Annotated in this window: 17 protein-coding genes and 1 riboswitch; of the genes, 7 read left to right on the top strand and 10 right to left on the bottom strand. The window is 46.6% G+C overall.

What is annotated here, in order from left to right:
* Positions 1-181 precede the first annotated feature (181 nt).
* On the bottom strand, positions 182-1,540 hold the full coding sequence (locus MHB46_RS20680; RefSeq protein ID WP_341163777.1) for a sugar phosphate nucleotidyltransferase: 1,359 nt from the start codon (positions 1,538-1,540) through the stop codon (positions 182-184).
* Between the two features lie 160 nt (positions 1,541-1,700).
* On the opposite strand from MHB46_RS20680, the gene MHB46_RS20675 reads away from it, so the two are divergent.
* Positions 1,701-2,396: a response regulator transcription factor gene (locus tag MHB46_RS20675; protein ID WP_023990005.1), complete on the top strand. Its 696-nt coding sequence runs from the start codon at positions 1,701-1,703 to the stop codon at positions 2,394-2,396.
* Positions 2,397-2,438: 42 nt separating this feature from the next.
* Here MHB46_RS20675 and MHB46_RS20670 read toward each other — a convergent pair whose 3' ends face one another.
* Genes MHB46_RS20670 through MHB46_RS20660 form a run of 3 tightly spaced genes read right to left on the bottom strand, consistent with a single transcriptional unit; the run spans position 2,439 to position 9,099 of the window.
* Entirely contained in the window at positions 2,439-6,869 is a 4,431-nt protein-coding gene (locus MHB46_RS20670; protein WP_341163267.1) for a hypothetical protein, read from the bottom strand.
* Between the two features lie 50 nt (positions 6,870-6,919).
* Complete coding sequence (locus tag MHB46_RS20665) at positions 6,920-8,653, bottom strand: ATP-binding protein (protein ID WP_341163266.1); 1,734 nt, start codon at positions 8,651-8,653, stop codon at positions 6,920-6,922.
* Positions 8,650-9,099 (bottom strand): hypothetical protein, encoded by a 450-nt coding sequence (locus tag MHB46_RS20660; protein ID WP_023990008.1) that lies wholly within the window; start codon positions 9,097-9,099, stop codon positions 8,650-8,652. The genes MHB46_RS20665 and MHB46_RS20660 overlap by 4 nt, the downstream gene beginning before the upstream one ends.
* A 45-nt stretch (positions 9,100-9,144) precedes the next feature.
* Between MHB46_RS20660 and MHB46_RS20655 the strand changes: the two genes are divergently transcribed.
* The gene (locus MHB46_RS20655; protein ID WP_069290230.1) at positions 9,145-9,849 is read left to right on the top strand and encodes a response regulator; all 705 of its coding nucleotides are present in this window, start codon (positions 9,145-9,147) and stop codon (positions 9,847-9,849) included.
* Here MHB46_RS20655 and MHB46_RS20650 read toward each other — a convergent pair.
* Genes MHB46_RS20650 through MHB46_RS20635 form a run of 4 tightly spaced genes read right to left on the bottom strand, consistent with a single transcriptional unit; the run spans position 9,817 to position 14,289 of the window.
* Positions 9,817-10,728 carry a glycosyltransferase family 2 protein gene (locus MHB46_RS20650; RefSeq protein ID WP_341163265.1) on the bottom strand — a complete coding sequence of 304 codons (912 nt, stop codon included), beginning with the start codon at positions 10,726-10,728 and terminating at the stop codon, positions 9,817-9,819. The genes MHB46_RS20655 and MHB46_RS20650 overlap by 33 nt on opposite strands.
* Positions 10,688-11,914 carry a glycosyltransferase family 4 protein gene (locus MHB46_RS20645; protein WP_341163264.1) on the bottom strand — a complete coding sequence of 409 codons (1,227 nt, stop codon included), beginning with the start codon at positions 11,912-11,914 and terminating at the stop codon, positions 10,688-10,690. The genes MHB46_RS20650 and MHB46_RS20645 overlap by 41 nt, the downstream gene beginning before the upstream one ends.
* Positions 11,898-13,163: a lipopolysaccharide biosynthesis protein gene (locus MHB46_RS20640; RefSeq protein WP_341163263.1), complete on the bottom strand. Its 1,266-nt coding sequence runs from the start codon at positions 13,161-13,163 to the stop codon at positions 11,898-11,900. Before MHB46_RS20640 ends, MHB46_RS20645 begins: the two co-directional genes overlap by 17 nt.
* 4 nt (positions 13,164-13,167) lie before the next feature.
* A complete protein-coding gene (locus MHB46_RS20635) occupies positions 13,168-14,289 on the bottom strand; it encodes a glycosyltransferase (RefSeq protein ID WP_165179198.1) in 1,122 nt (373 codons plus the stop codon).
* Positions 14,290-14,686: 397 nt separating this feature from the next.
* Between MHB46_RS20635 and MHB46_RS20630 the strand changes: the two genes are divergently transcribed.
* The 5 genes from MHB46_RS20630 (at position 14,687) to thiE (ending at position 19,885) form a co-directional block, all read left to right on the top strand.
* Complete coding sequence (locus MHB46_RS20630) at positions 14,687-16,408, top strand: NAD-dependent malic enzyme (RefSeq protein WP_341163262.1); 1,722 nt, start codon at positions 14,687-14,689, stop codon at positions 16,406-16,408.
* Positions 16,409-16,500: 92 nt separating this feature from the next.
* Positions 16,501-16,603, top strand: a riboswitch (TPP riboswitch).
* 138 nt (positions 16,604-16,741) lie between these two features.
* On the top strand, positions 16,742-17,431 hold the full coding sequence (gene tenA / locus MHB46_RS20625; protein WP_341163261.1) for a thiaminase II: 690 nt from the start codon (positions 16,742-16,744) through the stop codon (positions 17,429-17,431).
* 74 nt (positions 17,432-17,505) lie between these two features.
* Positions 17,506-18,348 carry a hydroxyethylthiazole kinase gene (gene thiM / locus MHB46_RS20620; RefSeq protein ID WP_341163260.1) on the top strand — a complete coding sequence of 281 codons (843 nt, stop codon included), beginning with the start codon at positions 17,506-17,508 and terminating at the stop codon, positions 18,346-18,348.
* On the top strand, positions 18,345-19,175 hold the full coding sequence (gene thiD / locus MHB46_RS20615; protein ID WP_209949757.1) for a bifunctional hydroxymethylpyrimidine kinase/phosphomethylpyrimidine kinase: 831 nt from the start codon (positions 18,345-18,347) through the stop codon (positions 19,173-19,175). Before thiM ends, thiD begins: the two co-directional genes overlap by 4 nt.
* On the top strand, positions 19,172-19,885 hold the full coding sequence (thiE, locus tag MHB46_RS20610) for a thiamine phosphate synthase (protein ID WP_134904756.1): 714 nt from the start codon (positions 19,172-19,174) through the stop codon (positions 19,883-19,885). Before thiD ends, thiE begins: the two co-directional genes overlap by 4 nt.
* On the opposite strand, the gene MHB46_RS20605 is transcribed toward thiE, so the two are convergent.
* Positions 19,830-19,997: an aspartyl-phosphate phosphatase Spo0E family protein gene (locus tag MHB46_RS20605; protein WP_080682975.1), complete on the bottom strand. Its 168-nt coding sequence runs from the start codon at positions 19,995-19,997 to the stop codon at positions 19,830-19,832. The two genes, thiE and MHB46_RS20605, sit on opposite strands and share 56 nt — an antisense overlap.
* 297 nt (positions 19,998-20,294) lie before the next feature.
* Complete coding sequence (locus MHB46_RS20600) at positions 20,295-21,713, bottom strand: helix-turn-helix domain-containing protein (RefSeq protein ID WP_069290239.1); 1,419 nt, start codon at positions 21,711-21,713, stop codon at positions 20,295-20,297.
* Positions 21,714-21,825: the final 112 nt, after the last annotated feature.

The following is a 21,825-nucleotide window of genomic DNA, read 5'->3' as shown; positions in this document are numbered from 1 at the left end:
CTTTTATTACAAACACAAAGAACTGTTTATGCAAAAAAGGTATTCATGTCTATAATGCATGAATACCTTTTTTAGGAATGTACAGGTCATCTAAGCTCTAATAAAAAATAGTTCCTCCTACTCTTCACTGCGTTCTGATAAACGCTCATTCATATCTATCAGTCCCTATATTGTATACACTTCATAGAGTATGGTCGTCAATCGAATCAGGAAATTCATATCGGATAATATCTGTTTCGGATACGATATGTCCGATTTGTGACTCAATGAATTCTAAATCTCCCTCTACTGCCCCTATAAAATGCTTTGTACCGGGTTCTACGACAATAACCTCACCTGGGCTGACTATCTGTGTCACACCATTGATAGAGACACTTCCGGTTCCAGAAACTATGGTCCATACTTCTTTACGGTACTGGTGCTCATGATAGCTGATAAATCTTCCGTTCGATATGACCACGCGTTTGGTCACTGTCTGCAATCCACTTGCCGCCTGCTGATGGGATAATACAGTTTGCTTTCCCCAGAAGCGCTCCTCAAAACGCGGGCCGATTTCAATTTCCGCCACCATATCCTTAATTCCTGTTGACGACTGTCGGTCCGTAACCAGCACGCCATCTGGACCAGCAACGACAATAATGTCCGGGACATTCCAGATGCTAACCGGAATCTCCAGTTCATTGATGATATGCGAGTCATGTGAAGCCTCTGAAATATATCCCGGGCCACTTAGCTTCGAACTTACTTCCCGCACCAACGAATCCCATGTGCCCAAGTCTCTCCACTCTCCATGGTATGGAAGCACTGAGAGCTTATGAGTATGCTCTACTACTGCAATATCGAAGCTAGTTTTAGGCAAGTCTGCATAATTTGTCGAAAGAGAATTGTAGTCGGCTGGTAAACCCATTTGCTCCAGAATATCCAACAAAAAGCCCAGTCTAAAAGCAAACACCCCGCAATTCCATAAGGCCCCTTCGCGGATCAACGCTTCTGAACGGATCAGATCCGGCTTTTCTACAAATGAACTAACTCTATAATATGGCTGGTCAAGTGAAGAAGAGGCTGAAGGCACAATATATCCGTATTTATCAGAGGGCTCCGTTGGCGCAGCCCCCATTAATGCGATATGGCTTCCTGATTGCTCTAATATTGAAGGAAGCCTGCGCAGATGTTCAAAAAATTCATCCCCCGCATACCCGTCCACAGGCATGACCCCTACGATCTCGTCGCGTGATGCGCCTGCAACGTCATGCAAGTAGGCCGTAGCCAGGGAAATGGCCGGGAAGGTATCCCGCTGAGTAGGCTCCTCAATGACTACAGCACCTCCGCCAATTTGCCCCCGGATCAGCTCGGCCTGAGTTCCACTCGTCGAAAAATAGGCCTCATCTGCCAAATTCGCCTCATCTAATTGCCTCCATATTCGTTGCAACATGCTTTCTGGACGTTCATCATGACGTAAAATAGAAAGAAACTGCTTGGGGCGGTTCACATTGGATAAGGGCCATAGACGTTTACCCGAACCTCCAGATAATAAAATCATTCGCAAAGATGCAACCTTCTTCCTCTAAATTAATATTTTTCTTTCATTATAGGACTGTTCGATTTTCGCATTTCTGCCGAATACATAAGTATGTATTATTGTGGAAAATACATACTTATGCACTGCTATTGTATCTTTGTCTGTACAGGAGATGTCAGTCATGCCCATAAAAATACTCATCATTGAAGATCAAAAAAGTTTGGCAGATATGATTGCTCTTCATCTGCAGGAGGAAGGCTATCATACCGAGCTTATTTATGACTCTAAACTTGCAATTCCTACACTTATGCGTTTTAAGCCCGATATTATTGTGACCGCTCTAATGTTTTCCGGTAAAGTCGAATGTGCGCTGATCAGCCAAATCCGTCAATTTACCACAGTCCCTATGCTGGTCATCTCTAATAACACCCTGCTGAATATAAGAATAAAGGCTCTGGACGACGGAGCAGATGACTTCTTATGCAAACCATTCAGCCTGATAGAGTTAAATGCCCGCATCAAAGCCCTGCTGCGCCGCTGCGGCCCCAACATGCCCATTGAATCGCAAACGGTAACTCAAAAGCTTAAAAAGGTAAGGGTTTGGGTGAATGATTACCGTCATAGCCTGTTAGTCGATGACCAAGAAATAGAAGTCACTCAAATTGAATTTTCCATTATAAAAGAGATGTCCTGCAATCCAGGTAAAGTCTTTACCCGCAGCGAGCTGATGGATCGGATCAAAGGCGGAGATGGCGCTTATCTGGATCGTACCATCGACGTACATATTTCCAGCCTTCGCAAAAAAATAGAACGTGACCCTAAAAATCCTCAGCATATCCGTACCGTCTGGGGCAGAGGCTACAAATATGAGATGTAGCCGTATCATGGCTACCTATTTCCCCACTGAGCAGCTTGCTTTTTATGGAAGATTTCGCTTCTTCCATCGCCGATAAGGAAGAAAACAAGCTGCTCCACCCAGTATCCCTATGAGGAACAGTACCCAGCCGAAACGGTAGGCGGAAGCCAGAATAACGACGACTTTCCCGTTCCCGTTACCATTGGTAATGAATCCGGTAGTCACTCCATTGACGGACAGACGGGCTCGCTGATTTTCGCTACCTAGCCTGAACTCCCACAGTGGATTGGGTGATTCGGTCTCCCGGATCAGCACCTGTTCATGCGTTGGATTATATAGCGTAAAACTGCGTTCCATGGAATTTTCACGAGTTGCCTGAATGCTCTCCGATGCATGTGGAGCCATAAAAAAGGTATCCATATCCGTTCCCTCAAACAACGTAAACTGATCCACTGTAATCATGGCTTGATAAGGGATGATGGAATATTGCTTCATTTGAAATAAGCCTGACTGCTTCTTGTGCGCATGCGCCAAAATCTGAAACTGAATCAAGGCAGTTCCTGCCGGAGCCTTCACAATTTGATCGTAATGATTCCATTGTTCCTTATCTCTCTCCTCCACCTCATCAATATAGGAGGTTTGGAGAACCTGGGACGCTTTATTCAAAAAAATGACCTTCATATGCCGACTTCCAATTTGTTCTGATCGCGCATCCAACTGAACGGCATACTCTTGCAGCGGCTCTGCCTTCATTTTCTTGGACGCATAAATATTCCAGTCACAGGAATAGCTAGGTGCGTAACGGATAGAGAGTCCTTCGTCCTTGATTGACAGATTCGTCTGCCCAGGTCGAATATCCGCCACACATCCGACATCCGTCGTGCTCAATGATTCCTTCGTATCCTCCCCCGGCATCACCGTCACTTCCTGCGCAGCCATTCGATGAATATCTCCAAAACGGCTCAATGAAGGCACCTGACTATCCAGGACAAGGGTTAAGCGATACTTCCCCTTGGTTAGGAACAGATTTTTAAATTCGACTCGGCCATAGTCATTCAGCAGACCGGGAATCTGTATGATTTTCTTGGCAAAACCATCCTGATTGGGCACCGTTTCAATAACCTGCTTTTCGGATAAAGAGGTAGCAGGTAATCGCTTATACGACTCCCCCGTATGAATCGTTCTGGTCAACACCTCTCCCGTCTCTTCATTCGTCCACTTCATCGTTAATGACCCATGGTATCCTGCAGGTAGATTAGCCAAAATAGCTGTGGCATAGGTTCCCGTTTTAGCGACTTCCACATCCCTGCTTAACGTCCCCTTCTGATAGCTGATTCCCCGCCCCATACTAAGTCTTGGTAAAGCACGCTCCGTCTGCACATTCCCTTCGGCGTTAAAATCGTTCTCTGCCTCCAAGGTGAAAAAGAGCTTGCCCCGCTTCAATGCTTGCTCCACGGGAAAAGATAGCTGATCTAGCTGGTCTGTAGGCACAATCGCAAATTGATTGACCGCATTAAAGCCTTGCAGGTTATTAACCGTGACCGAGGTATCTCCTTTGGGAAAGGCATGCACTCCCAGATCGACCCATTGGAATTGGTTCAAGCCATCATCCTGAGTTTTGATATTAACCACTTTGTCGGGCAGTGTGACTTGCAATTTCCCGCCTGCCTTATTCATAAACACTCTAGCATATACATGCGAGGTTTGAGGTTGATCCAGTTTTTTGTGCATCGTAAACGTGTTAGGCTTGCTGTATTGCCCCAAATCACGCAGCTGGATATCATGAATCCACCAGTAATTTTTTTGCTGTGGACGCTGTAAGGTTAACAAATCCATTCGCATCCAATAGCTGCCGGGCGGCGACACGTATTCCCCGTAAAATTTCACACTGTCAAAATTATATCCCTCCGAAGGCGCCACGACATAGCTAACCCCCAGTTCACGCATTTGCTTATCGTAAAATCTCATTTTCACATGCATTTTGTTCGTCCCGCGACCGGAAACAGTAATTTGGAACTGATACGGATTATTTTCCTTGGCTTCCAGCAAACCCGATCTAGCGACCTGCCATATATTACTCGGGTCTCCCTTCATAATTTCGCCGTGCAGAGTTGGCACATCATTCAATTCCTCACGGGGATTAGCCTGCACACTGAACAACTGCGGGTTATCCGGCTTGAAGAAGGTTTCGGTCCGCAACATGGAATCAAAGTCCACGACCGTCTTCCCATCGATGCTGCTCATCTGATACGGGGCCACATCCAGCTTCTTACTGGCAAAGGTGACCGCAATCCCTGCATCCATTTCCATATCGAACGGAAAGTTCCGTATATTTTGGGAGGATAAATACCATAACCAATCGTTAGTCGAGGCAAAGGTTTTGGACCATTTTAAAAAGGCATTACCATCCTCAATAGCATCAAAAGGCCGTAAGTAATCCTCTGCTGGAAGCTGTGACAACAACAAGTCATTAAAGGACGCCGCTTCCACATAATCCCCTTTGTTAATCGTCTGGATGGTTTTTAGCTCAGGCTTTAACGCACTGAACAGCACTCCAAAGCGGCTAAAATCAAAACCAGGCAGATGGCTGTAGCTCTCCAGTCGGCTAAAACCGTAAGGTGTTACAATTTTACTCGCAAGGATATTCATATAGGGCGGTGTCTGATCGAGATTGAATATGGAAAATAGCCCGTTCTGGTACGTACGTTTCAGCCCAGTCTGACCTTCCAGCTGAGACAGGTGGAAATCCTGCCGCTTCTCCTGCCCCACATATTCATCATGGTAGACCAACTGATTGACCCCAAAGGTAGAGAACAGCCAGCCTAATCGGGAGCTTAATCCATTGTCCATGACATACTGCAGAAAATTCATATAGTATGTAATGCCGGGATCATTCCCCTCATGATGAAAAATCGTATTTTTAGGAGAAGAGTATACCTGAAAATCTCCGGTTGCCTTCTCGTTTGCGGTCTTCCCTTTATTCCATTTGGGCGTGGCTACTCCGTTATAGCTTTGAATCATATTGTCAGCAATCGGAAAGTATAATGCCTTGCTATCGAAACGATCTGGGTCAGTCAGCTTTTCAGCCATTTGACCATAAGCCTCCGGCACTTGTACCGGCTTGTAGTACCCCTCAATGAACTGAGTACGCAAGGGAGCAAAATATACCCCGAGGCACAAGACAACGATAATAACTGCCAGCCTTTTATATACACGCTGCAACGGGGATGATCCGAACCATTCCATAAATTGAATAACACCAAAGGTCAACAACACCCCGAAATTAAGGGCAATCAGTCCAATAAATTTGTTAGGATCACGGAAAACCGAACCAATCACAGGGGTTTTCGTAACCAAAATGACAAACCACTTGGCAATGGATGGGAACGTCGTCCCGGTAGCTGCAACCAGAAACAGCAACGTAAGTAGCGAGAAGATTAGAATGATCGGATTTTTATATGAACGTGTCACCATCGCATACCCGATCAATAGCAACAAAAATCCCCCTCCTACATAAAACATGCTAGGCAGTGAGGACAAGGAAAACATGGGCCACCAATAGCTCAGTAAATAACCCACATTATATAAACTGCTGTTGCGGCTGAACAGAGACAACGTATCCACGACGTTGATATTATGCTGAGACGCTTGAGCGTCCATCAACATGCTACCGACATATAGAGACAACCAATAAAAACTGAGCAGACCGAAAAAGACGCCAAAAATGATCCCTTTACGCAAAAAATTGCCGTATAACGGCTGCAAATAGGTGCGACCGGCCTTACGGTGGGTCCAGGTCAACTTGATCAATAGCAACATGGTGAACAAGCCCAAATAAATCATGCCGAAGAAAAAATAATGAATTGCCGCAGCACTAACGGTGAATACCGCAGCCAACAGGAACAGGTCGATCCAGTTCCGTTGATAAAGCTTGTGGGGATGATAGTTTTTTATTTGTTGAATTTGAAACTTGGGGTCCACCGCACTAAAGAAGAATCGCAGCATTAACGGAAACAAACTATATCCACAAAGCAAATAAATATGCTGAATGCGGAAAATAACCCACGGATTCAGCGCATAAAACAACGAGCCAACCATGATGGCAAAAATACGGGTCTTCGTAAAGCTTGGTGAATAATAAACGCTAACCAGACGCTTAGCAAAGGCATACATCGAAAATGCCGAAACAAATAACAAGCCTGTAATAAACGACTTGAGCAAGACCGGGCCGCTTTCGTCAAATAAGAGTGACAGTCCATAGAAGGGCAAGATGTACAGGATACGTGGAGCATTGAACAAGGTCGAGGTAGACCATCGCTCGTTCCATACTCCGGTTATTTCCTCCAGATACCGATGAGAGGTGGCTCCAAAAGCAATGTCGCTAAACACAATTTGCCCTTGTCCATAGATGGGTGCAAGATATGCAACAATCGCAATCAGCATCAACATCATTGCCGCCATATCGTAGCGGTAGCGAAATATCCATTTTTTCATGCTTGTCCCCCTCTCTTGAACTTCTCGTATATCTGTCGGTTATCTTGGGTCTATCTTCTCAAACGAACGATTGCCTGCAAGCCCTGATCGGTATTACGCAGCTTTAAACGACCGCCTATGGTCTTCAGGTATGCATCCATATGATACAGGCTGAACGCTTGCTCCTGCGAGTTTTGGGAATAGTCTGGCTGGAAATAGCTCCAACGCATTTTATCATCAATCCCGCCGCCCGTGTCTTCAATGTTAATAATAATTTCTCCTTCTTCCAGCCGTGAACTAACCTTAAGCACTTGAGATTGCCGCTTGGACCGCAGACCTGTTCGGGTCTTTTCCTGATTCTCGGGCTGCTCTCCACCTTGGCCCATGGCCTGCACTGCATTTTCTAGCAGCCCCTGAATCGTTTTGTACAGCATGGGTGCTTGTGCTGCAATTGATGGAACAGGCTCTTGCCGCAAGATCACTTGAATGTTCTTCATGTTCAATGAACGGTTCGCCCATTTCAGCGACTCAGACAATACTTCATTCATATCTGTAAAGCTAATTCCACTATTATCATGCATCTTCTCTTCCAGCTCATCGCGCAAGCTACGAACTCCCGTCAGTAACTCTCCCAGTGAGGATTCCTGTCTGAGACGACCCTGGATGAAATTTTCATTCAACTCGCGAAAATACTCCAGTTCCTCATGAGAGGCTCCTTTTCCCTGACTCGAAGCCGCTTCAAAGCGGTTTGCTAGATCATGATAAAATCCCAGCAGTTTCAAATCGTCGCCGCCCGTGAGACGGCTAGTCTGCTCCTGCAGCTCTTGTAGCTGCTGCTCAATCGTCTGCATTAACGGCAAATAATAGGTGTCCTGCTGCTGTCGCATATCTTCATCTCGCCGTTGGTCACGCACCTGATTGTTCACGATGGCATCCTTTACAATCCGTTTGCGAAACTGTACGAGCATGGCCCACAGAATGAACAATATCAAAACCATGACCATCCATAACTGTTTGCGAAAGGAGTTGATTCGCTGAGCTGTATCCTCACTGACATCCTTAACCGATATGTAAAGGGCCTCTTCCCCAATGCGGCTGAATCCTATTCCGTGTTTCTCTCCGCCATCTTCGATGATACCTGTATTGCCTTCCAGCAACCTACGGGTTACGCCCGTGATGTCCGTTCGGTTAATATCCGAAGTACTTCGGGAAGCTACGACCTTAAATTGACCGTTATAAAATAAAGTCTCATGCTGGTTAATCGGTTTACTTTTAATAATCCCGCTGAGCATATCAGCGTCAACCGTGCGCACCATAAAACCGCCCATCTGTGCCCCTTGAATCCTGCATGCTATATACTGGGCAGGCTGATGATCCTCTGTCACAAAAGAGCTTACTGCACAACCATTTTGCAGCCATTTAATCTGCTGGACTACACTTTTCATCTCACGATTGTCTCGTCCGACCATCACATGATACTGTTCATCCAGCACATAAAAGGCCCCGCTTTCACGCTTAAAACCCTCAGGGTACTGGCGTGTTCCCTGATTCAGCATATCTCTGCCCAGACTGGACGACAGCTCCTTCAGTTCAGCCTGCCATGCGGCATAACGCTCGGTTATGCTGCTAGAAAGTTCCTGTACCTCATACTGGAGCTGTTCGTTCTGAATCTCCGCCAAGTGAACACTGAATTGTCGCACGACAAACCATTGAAGCACAGCGGCCAAAAACACTGTCACACCCAGAACGATCAGGTACAGGATCAGCTTTTGCCAACCTGGTTTCAACAAAGCCCATTGTTTCATGCTTCCCTGTCCCCTCCATTTTGTTCAAGACGGCTCAAAATAGCCTGCATCAGGCATTCCAGCTCGTAGCTGACCAGCGGTAGCCGTGCGCACAGCAACCGGGGAGTGCGACGCTGGAGGGCAGCAAACCTCGCAGCGGTTTCCGTTGCCCCGTCCGTCAGTAGGATCAACTCGCATGTTTTTGCGATATATAAGCGATCCAGCTCTTCCTCGCCGTATTCTCGCAGATCAACAACGTAAATATCATGACGATCGTCCATATGCTGAAGTGCGCTGGAGACAGCCAGGGTTACCCCTGTATGCCGTGCAGCATGATACTGATGAAGGAGACGCATACCTTTTTCCCAGAGGGCATGTTCAGCCGAATCAAATCGTTCACAAAAAAGACGCAACGCCCGTTCTGTATTGACATCTTTCAAAAATGCCAAAACGCTGATATTATACATGTAGTTCCTCATTTCTTACTTCCTGATTGGAGTTGCGCAGTTCTTATGACACCCCAAAACATTCTATTTGTTGACGACAGCCCTATGGTTCTGTCCCTGCTTGAACGGACCTTGACGCAAGAAGCATTTACCTTACATACCGCTCACACACCCAAAGAAGCCTTACAAGTGCTGGAACAGCACCCAATTGATGTGGTCGTTTCCGATCTGCTCATGCCTGGTCTGGATGGGATTACCTTCCTTCGCATGATTAAGAAGGATTATCCACATATCGTACGAATCATTTTGTCTGGTCACCTGCATACGCAGTCCATTTTATCGGCGATTAATCAAGTCGGTGTGTTCCGTTTTTTGACGAAACCGCTGGAGCTGGATGATGATACGCTAAAAAAAATACTGTATGAGGCGCTTGATCAGGCCAAACTCAACCGAAATAGCCTGCATGCAGAACAGAACGTAGCTTCCGACCTGTCAGCATTTATAGACAGCATTTTGAACGCTCCGTACCGACCCTATGTGCTGCTGAATGAACAAGATATCGTAACCGCTGTACACATTGCACTCGCTGAGCTGTATCCTGTCGGCTGCTCACTACGTCATCCTGACGGGGAAGGTATTCAGTTAACCACGCATTCATTATATATACCGTATGAGGAGTCGGAATCTTCCGATCCCGACTTGTACACGCTGGATACACTGACCCTCGGCCATTCATCGTTACGCCTTATCCGCCTTAGCGAGATCGCCTGAGTGACGGGTGCCGCCCTTTAACACGGCGGCTACCCCAATCACAGTCAGGCATACATACATCCACAACATCCCCATCGTCAGCAAGGGGTGACGGATATAGCTTTTCATATTCCCCCATGTATACAGCACCGGACGGAAGAAATACCAACGTTCCAGCGCCTTTCGCAATCCGCCCTCTTCAGATGACATCGTACGATCCATCACCGAAAAGTAGTAGGCTTTTTTACGTAATACATCGTGCAGATACACCTGTTTTTCATCATGGTATACCCGTGTAAATACCGCCCGGCGAATAACTCCGCCAGACTCTATATAACGCAAGGTTGGCTGTATTTCTTCAAAAGCAATCTGCTCCGCATTAAAACCGCCCGTCGATTCATAAGCGCTCATTCGCCAGAAGCGTGCCGCTTCAATGGAGCGTTTTCCCAAGGTCTCACCCGCATTGTTAATCACATTTCGCTCAAAAACTTTCACTTTGGAAAAAAAATTGTCCGCTTCCGAATACGCCTCCTCCGGAATGACCAAGGCGCCAATATCCTGATGATCGTTAAAAAAGTCGATGCTCTGCTGAATCAGATGTTCGGCTAAAATCATATCGGAATCCAATACAAATATGTATTCGGCCCCCAAGTGTTTTGCTTCCTCAACCGCCCTGACCCTAGCGACTCCCCGCTCCCCATGGGGAAGCTCCAGTACCGTTACGGGTACTGAACTCCCTGCCGACAGCATACGAATCGTCTCGACGGTCCGGTCATTGGAGCCATCATCAGCAATTACAATATGCAGATCCTTGTAATTTTGCCCCATACAGCTTCGCAAACAAGGCTCTATCGTCCGCTCATTGTTGTACGTGGAGAAGAGAATGACCACTTTGTCCACTCTGTTCCGCCTCCTCTACCCAATCTTCCATCAACTGCTCAAACGCAGCAGCCGTATGATCAAAATGGAATCTTAACGCATATTGATACGCCCGCTCACGGATGGCCATGTAATCTTCGCCGCCCTTCGCTGCTCTTTCCATTTGTTCAGATAATCCCCGGATGTCGCCGTGAAAGCATAGATACCCGCTTTTTCCGAAATCCGTTGCATCCACCAGCCCCGGTGAATTGCTGACAATGCTGGGCGTTCCAACGGCTGCCGCTTCGGTAATCGTCAACCCCCAGCCTTCACGCAAGGAAGGAAACACCAGCGCGTGGGAACGACTCATCAGCTCCAGCTTATGCTCTGCTGAAACAAATCCGTAAAAGGTAATATCGGCTTGCGATTGCCCCTGTTCATCCGGTTCTCCGTATGTTAATCCATATCGTTTCATAATCGGCAACAATTGTTCTGCCACATAGGTTTTATCGGTTTTTCCGGCAATCCATAACATAGCCTGAGGGAACTTTTCCTTGAGCTGCCCAAAGGCCTCAACAACCAGATCAATGCCTTTATATTTGACGAAGCGCCCAGCATACATGAAGGTCGGATTAGGCTCCTTCGTTAAAAATTGTTCGCGCGGCCAATGATCAAACTCAATGCCTTCCGGTAAAAGATGGACACGATCCGGGTGAAAGCCCAGCTTAAGTAGATCGTATCGAGTAGACGGAGATACCGTAAGCGTCCGATCCTTACGAGCCAGCTTAAGCATCAAGGGCTCCATATGAAACCCAATAACATTTAGCGGGAATTTGGCGTTCTCAAACCATATCTCCCTTGTTAGCTGATGTATGAAAAAGATCCGCTTGGATGCCTCCACCCAAAATCGGGTAAAGAATTGATGCGTATTTGCCTGGTTAATCACATAATCGATCTTCCTTCGATGACGACGGTAATAGCGCATCGCATAATAAATAACACTGTATATGTTCCCTTTTCGAATATACGTAATACCGTCAATAACTTCATGCTCAGACATCCCCTCAAATTGAGGTGAAAAATGAATGAATTGGAAGCGGCCTTGCTGTGAGCGTTTAAGCATTTCGTGGGTGAAAATTTCTGCTCCCCCGCTTTTAGGTGAACGAATGTCACGCCAGGAAAGCAATAGAACTACGGTTTTACCGTCCTGTTCATGTATGGTATTCATGGGGTAAATCCCCCTTTATCTTTATTTTGAACAAATGCACATAGGCGTCTATCACAAAGTAGAGAGCCATAGCTCCGTAAACAATGAACTCAGATAGCAAAAAATCTACCGGGTCTGTGTGGGCTATATGAAAGGCTACTAATAAGGCCGCGGCTCCTGCCATCAGACTAAACATAAATTTGCGTCTGCCCACCAATACGTGCACATGCACAAAAAACAGTACGATGGAAAATAGCCAGTACACCCATCCTCCCCATGGAATATAAGTCTCGGCCGATTGGTAAGAGGCTCCGAATAATATGGGAATAGAGGATGGGAACACAAAGGTCGTGCCCACATATACACAGATCGCGGCTACAGCCATTAATCCGGCATAGACGGCAATCAACTTGCCCAAAGCTTGGCGGTCATGCCCCTGCGCACCGATCTTTGGAATAAAGGCAGCAATGAGGCTATACGAAACGTAATAGACCAACTGGCTGTACTTCAGCGCAATGGCATAGCTGCTGGCCTGCTCGGGAAAGTAATGCTGTACATACAACATGTCGATGGAGATGCAAAACAAAATAAATAAATTCGTCATAAGGCTATCGGTGAAATCCTGACCCAATGATTTCCATAGCCCAGAAGGGATATGTTCTCCACTGTATGTGAAAAGGGACAAGCCGCGAGCCGAAACGATCCAGCCGTGGAGCAGCGACAGCAACATTCCTCCACAGCTCGCTAACAGTAGGGCTTCCAGCTTTAACCCCAGTGCAGCCAGAACAAAAAACAGGCTCAGCTTCCCTAATACCTCAATGTAATAGTTCACATTGAGCGCCAACATGCGTTCCCTGCCCTGTAAATCTCCGCGGCACGAACTCACAAGAATATGCAGTCCGATCAAGCCATACAGCATGAACAGCGGGCCGGATTCGACGCCTAATAGCGAACGCAGTAACGGATGAAAGATGAGTAAAATGATCATGGCAAGCACGGTTAGCACCAGAGGTGCTTTGAGTAATAGAGAACCGAGCGGTAAGCTTCGTAGCGCAAGCTTTTGGTCTCCCTTAGAGACCAGTTTGGCAGTTAATAGCTGGATGGATAAACCCAAAACGGATAAAAGCGCAAAAAGCGCCAGCAGCGCATTCGCCTGGCCATAAGCTTGTCCGGTAAGATACCAGCTCGCTGCAATGTGGAAGAAAAAATTAAATCCGTTAAGCAGCACATTAAAGAGAGGAAACATCAACGATCGTACTCGGTTGTTCACGTTGTTATCTCACCCGCCGATCCAGTCGCCAAATATCAATGATGGAGCGCAAAAAACGAATAGAATCCTTCCAGACATGGATGTGCGAGCCATCCCTGTCAATACATTTGACGGGTAATTGCAGCACACGAAGCTGGAGTCGCTTGGCAATAAACATCATTTCCAAATCCAACGCCAGTCCGAGCTGTTCCTTTAAATGCGGAAACATTCGCTTCACTGCAACCGAACTCATCACTTTAAGCCCAGTCTGGGAATCCACCACACCTGTGGGTAAAAAAGGACGGGAAATGACTCGCTTACCAAAGCTGACGACAGATCGCAATAAAGATCGATTCTCAGCGGTCATATCCTTGGTTCCGATCACGACATCATAATAGCCCTGCTGAACAACATTAATCATTCTGGCAATATCCTCAATAAAAAAGGAGTCATCTGCGTCCACAAATACGTAGTAATCCGCACCAATGGTCCGCATCCCTTCCAGATACGTCCCTGCCTTACGTGTATTGCGTCCCAATTCCCTTGTTTGAAGCAGCGGGCTAAGATTCTGATTAATCCGGTTTACGGACAAGTCCGTGGCTACCTCCAGCGCTTTAATCAAGGCATTCGTACCATCGTAGCTGCCATCATCAATGAGATAAATCGAACCTTCAATAATATGGCTGCGGATAAAGACCTGCAATCGTTCAGCAAAGGTTTTGACATGAACAAAACGTTGCTCTTCGTTATATACAGACAAGATAAATGCAATATGTTGGCTTTTGGTCGAATACTCGGGATAGAGCAAGCTTTGTATTTCCGAAAGCATTTCTTCGTTGTCATTGGCTTGCCAAAATAGCAGCCGCAAACGACCTACTCCGATGATTTGCACCATATGCTGATCACTGAACGGAAATGTTACATCCGTCACTAGTAACAATGGCATTTGCGGAAATTGGCAACGGATCTGATTGGCTTTCCGCACTGCCTGCCCCGGCTCCCTATAATCAATCAGGCAACAACATGCGTTCTCGTAGACTGAAGCTGCCTCCGTGTCCTCGCACTGTATAAATTGGTAAAAACAAATCACATTGGGATAATCAATAGCCCTGTCGTTATCGCTAAAAATGGCTATAGGTCCCTGCACACAAACCTCTCCTTTTCCTCCGAATAGTTCTATTTTGTTGAAAAAGAATTAAGAATGTTTGCTTATAGGGATTAAATTAATGTCCAAATGCTTCATATTTTCTTAACAAAATAGCTGACACTCCATGATATATATGGAGATAAGAGAAGAAAAACTAATTTTCATATTTGATAAAAACAGAGCACTTAGACCTGATTCATTAGAACCAAAGTCATCAGGAATGGTTAGCGAATCTAAATCGAAAGTTAGTTCATTTATATCATTAGAAAGAAACAAATATGGTTATTTTGTCATAGATAAATGCAAGAATAAAACATATTTGCACGTCCATACTATGGACAACATGTCATCTTTCGTTATGAATAGTTATGAAAATGAAGAGAAGGAAGGTCTTTCTATGGAAGCATTTTATGTCAATCGCGATGGGTCATTATCTACTCCATTACGGGGAAAGGATGTGTTGGCAAATCCCCTTTTGAACAAAGGTGTCGCTTTTACAGAAGAAGAACGCAAGGAGCTGGGTTTGGAAGGAATCCTTCCTCCAACCGTCCTTTCATTGGAGAAACAGAGCGTACGGGCATATCAGCAGTTTCTGGCACAACCCACCATGCTGCGAAAAAATGCTTCTCTCAACGACCTTCACAACCGAAATGTCGTACTCTACTACCGGCTGCTAACCGATCATTTGAGTGAAATGCTGCCCGTAGTCTACACGCCGACCGTAGGAACCGCGATTCAAGAATATAGTCACGAGTACAACCGCCCTGGAGGCATATATTTGTCGATAGATAACCCGAACGGTATTGGACAAGCATTCCATAATTCTGGTTTGAGTGGCCATGATGTGGATCTGATCGTCGTGACAGATTCCGAAAGTATTTTAGGGATTGGTGACTGGGGCGTCGGGGGGATTAACATTGCTATCGGCAAGCTTGCAGTGTATACGGCTGCGGCAGGCATTCATCCCGGGCGGGTGCTGCCAATTGTACTAGATGTAGGTACAAATAATGAAAAGCTGCTGAATGATCCACTGTACATCGGAAACCGCCATAAACGGGTTCGCGGAGAAGCCTATAACCAGTTTATTGATACTTTTATCAGCAAAACGTTAGCGCAATTCCCAAAGGCGCTTTTACATTGGGAAGACGTGGGCAGCGTAAATGCACGCCATATTATAGGAAAATACGGTCAAAGCATACTCACCTTCAACGATGATATACAAGGTACAGGAGCGGTGACCTTGGCTGCGATTCTTTCGGCGGTGGGTGTCACCAAGACTCCGCTGCGTGAACAAAAAATACTTGTTTTCGGCCCAGGGGCAGCAGGAATCGGTAATGCTGATCAAATTCGGGGTGCTATGATCGAGGACGGCCTTTCCGCAGAAGATTCCTTCAAGTCCTTTTGGGCCTTTGATTATCGCGGGCTGTTAATGGAAGATATGGAAGACGTATTGGAATATCAGAAACCGTATGTGCGCAAAAAGGATGAAGTCAGCTCATGGACCCGGTCGGGTGACGGCAAAATACCACTGCTAGAGGTCATCCGTCAGGTGAAGCCTACGATATTGATTGGAACTTCCGGTGTAGCAGGTGCCTTTTCTGAAGAGATCATCAAGGAGATGGCGAAACATGTAGAACGCCCGATCATTATGCCCATGTCCAATCCTACAAACCTTGCAGAAGCAGTACCCGAGGATTTGATCCGGTGGACCGATGGCAAAGCACTGATTGCAACCGGAAGTCCTTTTGAGCCCGTCACCTATAACGGTACGAAATTTGAGATTGGACAGGCGAACAATGCCTTTGTTTTTCCGGGACTGGGTCTGGGTGCGATTGTGGTTAAAGCCAAAAGGATTACCCCTGCGATGTTTACAGCGGCAGCAGTTGCTGTTGCCAATGGTGTAGATTCGAATACGCCTGGCGGTGCGCTACTCCCTCATATCCGAAAATTACGCGAAGTTTCGTACGCTGTTGCGATTGCGGTTGCAAAAGCCGCGATACAGGATCAGGTAGCTCAGGCGCACATTTCAGATGTGGAACAAGCTATACGAGATGCAATGTGGAAACCGGAATATGCCAAGGTCAAAGCTGTGGAAAGTGTAATTCATCACCCTCACTAAGCTCAAAACACCTAACTAGAGGAAATTTCATATTTTGCACACTATGTTTGACATAGCGTATGAACGTATGTACAGTAATAGTCAAAAGAATAGAAGTCCACTAGGGGAGCCGCTATGGCTGAGACAAGAACGTATCTTGGACCCTTTGAACCTGATCTAGTTCGTACTAGCGTAGGAAAGTGGAGCCTTCGTATATAAGGTTTCAAGCGTTTTTTTGCGTATTGGGCCTATTGTTGAAGCCGCTCCCATTTTTCCGGGGCGGCTTTTTAGCGTTGTTCCGGAATTATATTCTTACAGGACTTCTTGCTCTTCAATTTGATGGAGGTGGGGAAATTGAGTTTTACACAAGAACTCCGTCGGCAGGCGGACGGCATTTTTCAAGCGATTTTTGAGCACCCCTTTGTGAGAGGTATTGCTGAAGGAAGTTTGACAAGGGGACAGCTGATTCACTATGTAAAACAGGACTTTGAATATTTGAACGCCTACATGCGGATATACGGCATCGCAATCTCCAAATGCACCAATCGGGAGGATATGGCTGTATTAAATGAACAAATCTCTTTTATTCTCCACAGCGAGGTTCATCCGCATCAAAATTTCTGTGCTGTTGCAGGGGTGACCTATGAAGAGTTGCAGGGATATCCGCTCGCTCCGTCGGCTCATCACTATATCCGTCACATGCTGACGGTTGCCCATGAGGGTAGCCTGGGCGAGATCTTGGCTGTGCTGCTGCCATGTATGTGGACGTATGCCGAGATTGGTCGCAGGCTGCTGGATGAAGTAAAGCCGGATGAGTCTCATCCGTTCTATGAATGGATGGGCTTCTATGGAGACCAGCTTGATGATACAACACTCAAGTTCCGAGAACGTGTAGATGCTTGGGCGGAAGGCGCAACGGCTGCTGAGCGAGAGCGGATGATTGAGCATTTTATACTGAGCTGCCAGCTGGAATATAAGTTCTGGGATATGGCTTATAGGCAGGAAGAATGGCCGGTCCATATGCAGGCAGCGGTCTTGGAATAGTCAGCCTGGCGATTCGATGCGTGAAGTACGGTTAATGCCCTGTTGGACCACTAACTATAGAGAGGATAAACATTATGAGTACATGGGAAAAAAGTTATTCGGATCTCCTGACGAAGGTACAAAACAGCAAACCCCTCGTTCACAATATGACCAATGTGGTAGTCACCAACTTTACGGCCAACGGCCTGTATGCATTGGGCGCCTCCCCGGTGATGGCCTATGCACCCGAGGAAGTAGCAGACATGGCAAAAATAGCGGGAGCCGTCGTATTAAACATCGGTACACTGAACCGCGAACTGGTGGATGCCATGATCATTGCTGGACAATCGGCGAATGCACACGGTGTTCCGGTGCTGCTAGATCCGGTCGGTGCGGGAGCAACGAGCTTTAGAACTGAATCGGCACTGCGAATCCTGAGTGAAGTCAAAATCTCATTGGTGCGAGGCAATGCAGCCGAAGTCGCACATCTTGTTGGAGAAGCGCGTGAGATTAAAGGCGTAGATGCCGGTGACAGTGCTGACAGCGACCATGTCGATCTGGCAATTCGGGCTGCTCGAACGCTCAATACGATGGTTGTCATTACTGGAAAAGAGGACGTCATCACCGATGGGGCCGAAGCACGAATGATTAGCGGCGGAGACGCGCTCCTCACGAAGGTAACCGGAGCAGGCTGTCTGCTGACCTCTGTGTTAGGTGCCTTTGCAGCTGTTGAACCCAACCTGCTGCTCGCAGGTACAGCAGGTTTGGCATTTTACGGTGCAGCAGCTTCTCGAGCCGCAGCACGTACCGCAGAGCTGGGGCCCGGCAGCTTCCAGATTGCCTTTCTCGACGAGCTGGCCAAACTGCATACAGGTTCACTAGAGGGGCATGTCTCGATCCATGAAGCCGGAACAACAGCAGCAGGTGGTGCGCGATGACAGACGTTCGTGTACCCAGAGCGCTGACGATTGCTGGTTCGGACAGTGGCGGCGGGGCTGGAATTCAAGCTGATCTCAAAACCTTTCAAGAACTTGGCGTGTACGGCATGTCGGCTATTACAGCCGTTACCGTACAGAATACCTTAGGAGTCCACGGCGTATATCCGCTACCAGAGGAAGCAACAGCAGAACAGATCGAAGCCGTAGGATTAGACCTTGGAGTGGATGCCCTGAAGACTGGTATGCTGTTTAATGCCGGCATCATCCGTCTTGTGAGCGAGCAGATCCGAAAGTTCGGCTGGAAAAAGGTCGTCGTCGATCCCGTGATGATTGCCAAGGGAGGCGCTGAACTGCTGCAACTGGAAGCGGTGCAGGCTTTGAAGGACGACCTGCTCCCCTTGGCACTGGTCGTTACACCGAATATCCCGGAGGCGGAAGCCCTGACAGGGATAAGTATCCATACGATGGAGGATCGCCGCGAGGCTGCGAGACATATTAGCAGTATGGGACCAAAATTCGTTGTGATCAAGGGTGGCCACGCTGACGAGAGCGAGAGCAGCGGACAAATTGTTGACCTGCTTTTTGACGGAACCGCCTTTATAGAGCTGAGCGGCAAGCGAGTACGGACTGTCCATACACACGGAACAGGGTGCACTTTCTCGGCAGCGATTACCGCGGAATTAGGGAAAGGGATGTCTGTACCGGAGGCTATCTCGAATGGTAAAGCCTTCATCCAGGCGGCGATTGAGGATACGTTGTCTCTGGGACAGGGACACGGCCCAACCAATCATTGGGCCTACCGACGTCGTCAGGAGATGCTTCTATGAGCGGCAGAATATTGTCAGAGGTGGTGCGCCGCCATCTACAGATATACCTGGTGCTTGGAAGCGTGAATTGCCTCGCGGAACCAGGCTGGGTCGTGCAGGAGGCTCTGGCTGGCGGGGCAACCATGGTCCAGTTCCGAGAAAAGGGTCTCGGCGCGTTAACGGGCGTTCCTATGTTCGAACTCGCGCGCCAGCTACAGGAACTGTGCCGTCACGCTGGTGTCCCCTTCATCATCAATGACGATGTGGAGTTGGCTCTTGAACTCGACGCCGACGGTGTTCACATCGGTCAGGACGATGAATCCGCCGATTCCGTCCGCGAGCGAATCGGAAATCGAATTTTAGGCGTCTCCGCCCATACCATTGAGGAAGCACGTCGAGCCATCCTGCAAGGTGCTGATTATCTTGGCGTCGGGCCCATCTATCCCACCATCTCGAAAGATGATGCCCATGCCGTACAGGGACCGGCAATTTTATATGAGATGCGTAAAGCGGGAATTGATGTGCCGATTGTTGGGATCGGAGGTATTACAGTGGACCGTGTTGAGGAAGTCGCACGTGCAGGTGCAGATGGTGTAGCGGTGATTTCAGCCGTGACACAGACAGAGCAGGTTAGAGGTGCGGTCAAGGAATTAAAGAAAAATATGGTCTCATTTCTCAATGATCCGATCTACATGTTTGATATTGATTCAACAGATCATCCAGCTTTTTAGATTGTTCTATTACTTTGGGATGTGTTAAAAATCCATACTTTTTCTGGACCTGGTACAGTTTCTTCCTAGCTCTTTCGACACAAAGTAAAGTCACACTTTGATTCATCAGCATGATCCCTCCTATATGTCATATTTTATAACAAAAAGACGTTTTTTGGATTTTCAAATGATGCGCCTAACAAAAAAAGAACATCCCAAAAGTTTGCATAAACAGCGAAGCCCCAAAATCCACGTAAAAAAGCCTCCGTTCCACTAATAAAGCGGGACCGAGGCTCTTTTTCATAAAAAGATTCAATGAATATTAGAACATACAACCTAACCGTTTTAAGCACCTCCAATTTGTACTTGAGGCGTTATTCTTTGATTTTGGTTATGCGACTGAACAGGCATTGATAAAATAAACAAGAAGCTAGCTGCGATGACCAGCAGAATCATTTTTTTCAACATTGTCTAACCACACCTTTTCTAATAGTTTGAAATACTCTTCCCTTGTTTCGGGAAGCGCATGTGCTTGGAAATGTGCAAAAAGTCCCGTACAGTTTATAAAATAAGTCTCATTATTTAGTATGTGGGCTTTTACCAATGCATATATTAAGTGTTTAAAGCCATCATTGAACATTCCCCGTCTTAAATAGTAATAAGCCAGTTCATAACCAAACCATGCAAAATAATCCGGCATCACTTGTTGGGTGTACATATCAGTAGATTGTGATAGCAGAGCAAAAGAATTAATCTCCACTTCAAAACGTGAAAGGACATCATTGATATCTATTGCATATCGGTTAGCAGCTATCATAACGTTCAGCAACTTGGATAGCTTTTCATTCTCGGAAGTGATTGATGTGGATGCAATATATTCAACATAATGAGGAAGCACATTCGTATCTCCAGATAGGAGTTTATTTACATAAGTATTACCTTCTGCCCAATGCTTGAACAAGTTGACCCAGTGTTGAGTTTTCTGGTCTGTCTCGATCACCCAATCTAAATCTGCGTAGGCATTTGTAAATTGTAATGCTTGCTGATAATCGCCTTGGGCTTCACAGACACTCGCACACAGTAAATCAGCATAGGTAATGTACACAAACATCGGGCGACTCAGCCTCTTTTCAGACTCCTCCCACTCTCGCTTTTTCTGTTGATGTTTCAAAGAATATTGGATCTCCGCTTTGGCTCTCATTTTCCGAGCAGTTGCATCGAGCTTGTCCCATTCACGCAGAGAACGATACACATTCGCCAAATCTTTTAACGCATCGAGTTGATCTATTTCATTCAGACGTTCGACAAAGGGTTCAAATCGTGTAGCCGCCTTGAGATTTCGAATCTGATTGTTACCCACCTGAATGGTAAACATACGATACTGACAGATAGCCAAACGTTCAGAATGCTGGTACTTCTCGCCTTCCGCAATCCCTTCGTAGAGCAACAATGCAGCATTGTGCTGACCTTGTGCGAATAATTTTTCTGCTGCATCAAATAACTTTGGGGAATATAGAAGGTTGTCCATAATATGTCCCACTACAAGCTGGATAGCATCCAACTTGTCCAGTTCCGCACAGCGAAACAACAACGGCTCAATTCGCCTCCAATCCGGGGAACGCTCAATGATGTAGTTATCTATGTATAGTTCGTAAAAAAAACCTTCTGGTAGTCCCATAGCCCAAGTGATTCGATCAAGCTGATGTATAGCAACAGGACGATGCTTGGCAATCCAATTATTAAGTGTTCTTTGATGAACACCTGAATGTTCGGCAAATTGTGCCAGCGTCAAATTGTTTTCCCCTAAATAATCCTCTAACTTCGTCAAAATCGTAGGTGTATGTCCCAAGTCATAACCACCCTTCATACAAAAAATCCAAATTTTATACTTTCACCTCAAATTATTCACCATGTTTTAACATGTGTCAACATTTTTCTTCCATTATTCCTACTATATAAAC

This window comes from Paenibacillus sp. FSL H7-0703, assembly GCF_038003485.1.
GTDB lineage: Bacteria > Bacillota > Bacilli > Paenibacillales > Paenibacillaceae > Paenibacillus > Paenibacillus polymyxa_B.
This window is presented reverse-complemented; position numbering and strand designations above follow the sequence as displayed.

What these genes read in the sequence shown, in the direction of transcription:
- MHB46_RS20680 (WP_341163777.1), bottom strand. Translation starts at nt 1,540, where the DNA reads ATGATTTTATTATCTGGAGGTTCGGGTAAACGTCTATGGCCCTTATCC.
- MHB46_RS20675 (WP_023990005.1), top strand. Translation starts at nt 1,701, where the DNA reads ATGCCCATAAAAATACTCATCATTGAAGATCAAAAAAGTTTGGCAGAT.
- MHB46_RS20670 (WP_341163267.1), bottom strand. Translation starts at nt 6,869, where the DNA reads ATGAAAAAATGGATATTTCGCTACCGCTACGATATGGCGGCAATGATG.
- MHB46_RS20665 (WP_341163266.1), bottom strand. Translation starts at nt 8,653, where the DNA reads ATGAAACAATGGGCTTTGTTGAAACCAGGTTGGCAAAAGCTGATCCTG.
- MHB46_RS20660 (WP_023990008.1), bottom strand. Translation starts at nt 9,099, where the DNA reads ATGTATAATATCAGCGTTTTGGCATTTTTGAAAGATGTCAATACAGAA.
- MHB46_RS20655 (WP_069290230.1), top strand. Translation starts at nt 9,145, where the DNA reads ATGACACCCCAAAACATTCTATTTGTTGACGACAGCCCTATGGTTCTG.
- MHB46_RS20645 (WP_341163264.1), bottom strand. Translation starts at nt 11,914, where the DNA reads ATGAATACCATACATGAACAGGACGGTAAAACCGTAGTTCTATTGCTT.
- MHB46_RS20630 (WP_341163262.1), top strand. Translation starts at nt 14,687, where the DNA reads ATGGAAGCATTTTATGTCAATCGCGATGGGTCATTATCTACTCCATTA.
- thiM (WP_341163260.1), top strand. Translation starts at nt 17,506, where the DNA reads ATGAGTACATGGGAAAAAAGTTATTCGGATCTCCTGACGAAGGTACAA.
- thiD (WP_209949757.1), top strand. Translation starts at nt 18,345, where the DNA reads ATGACAGACGTTCGTGTACCCAGAGCGCTGACGATTGCTGGTTCGGAC.
- thiE (WP_134904756.1), top strand. Translation starts at nt 19,172, where the DNA reads ATGAGCGGCAGAATATTGTCAGAGGTGGTGCGCCGCCATCTACAGATA.
- MHB46_RS20605 (WP_080682975.1), bottom strand. Translation starts at nt 19,997, where the DNA reads ATGCTGATGAATCAAAGTGTGACTTTACTTTGTGTCGAAAGAGCTAGG.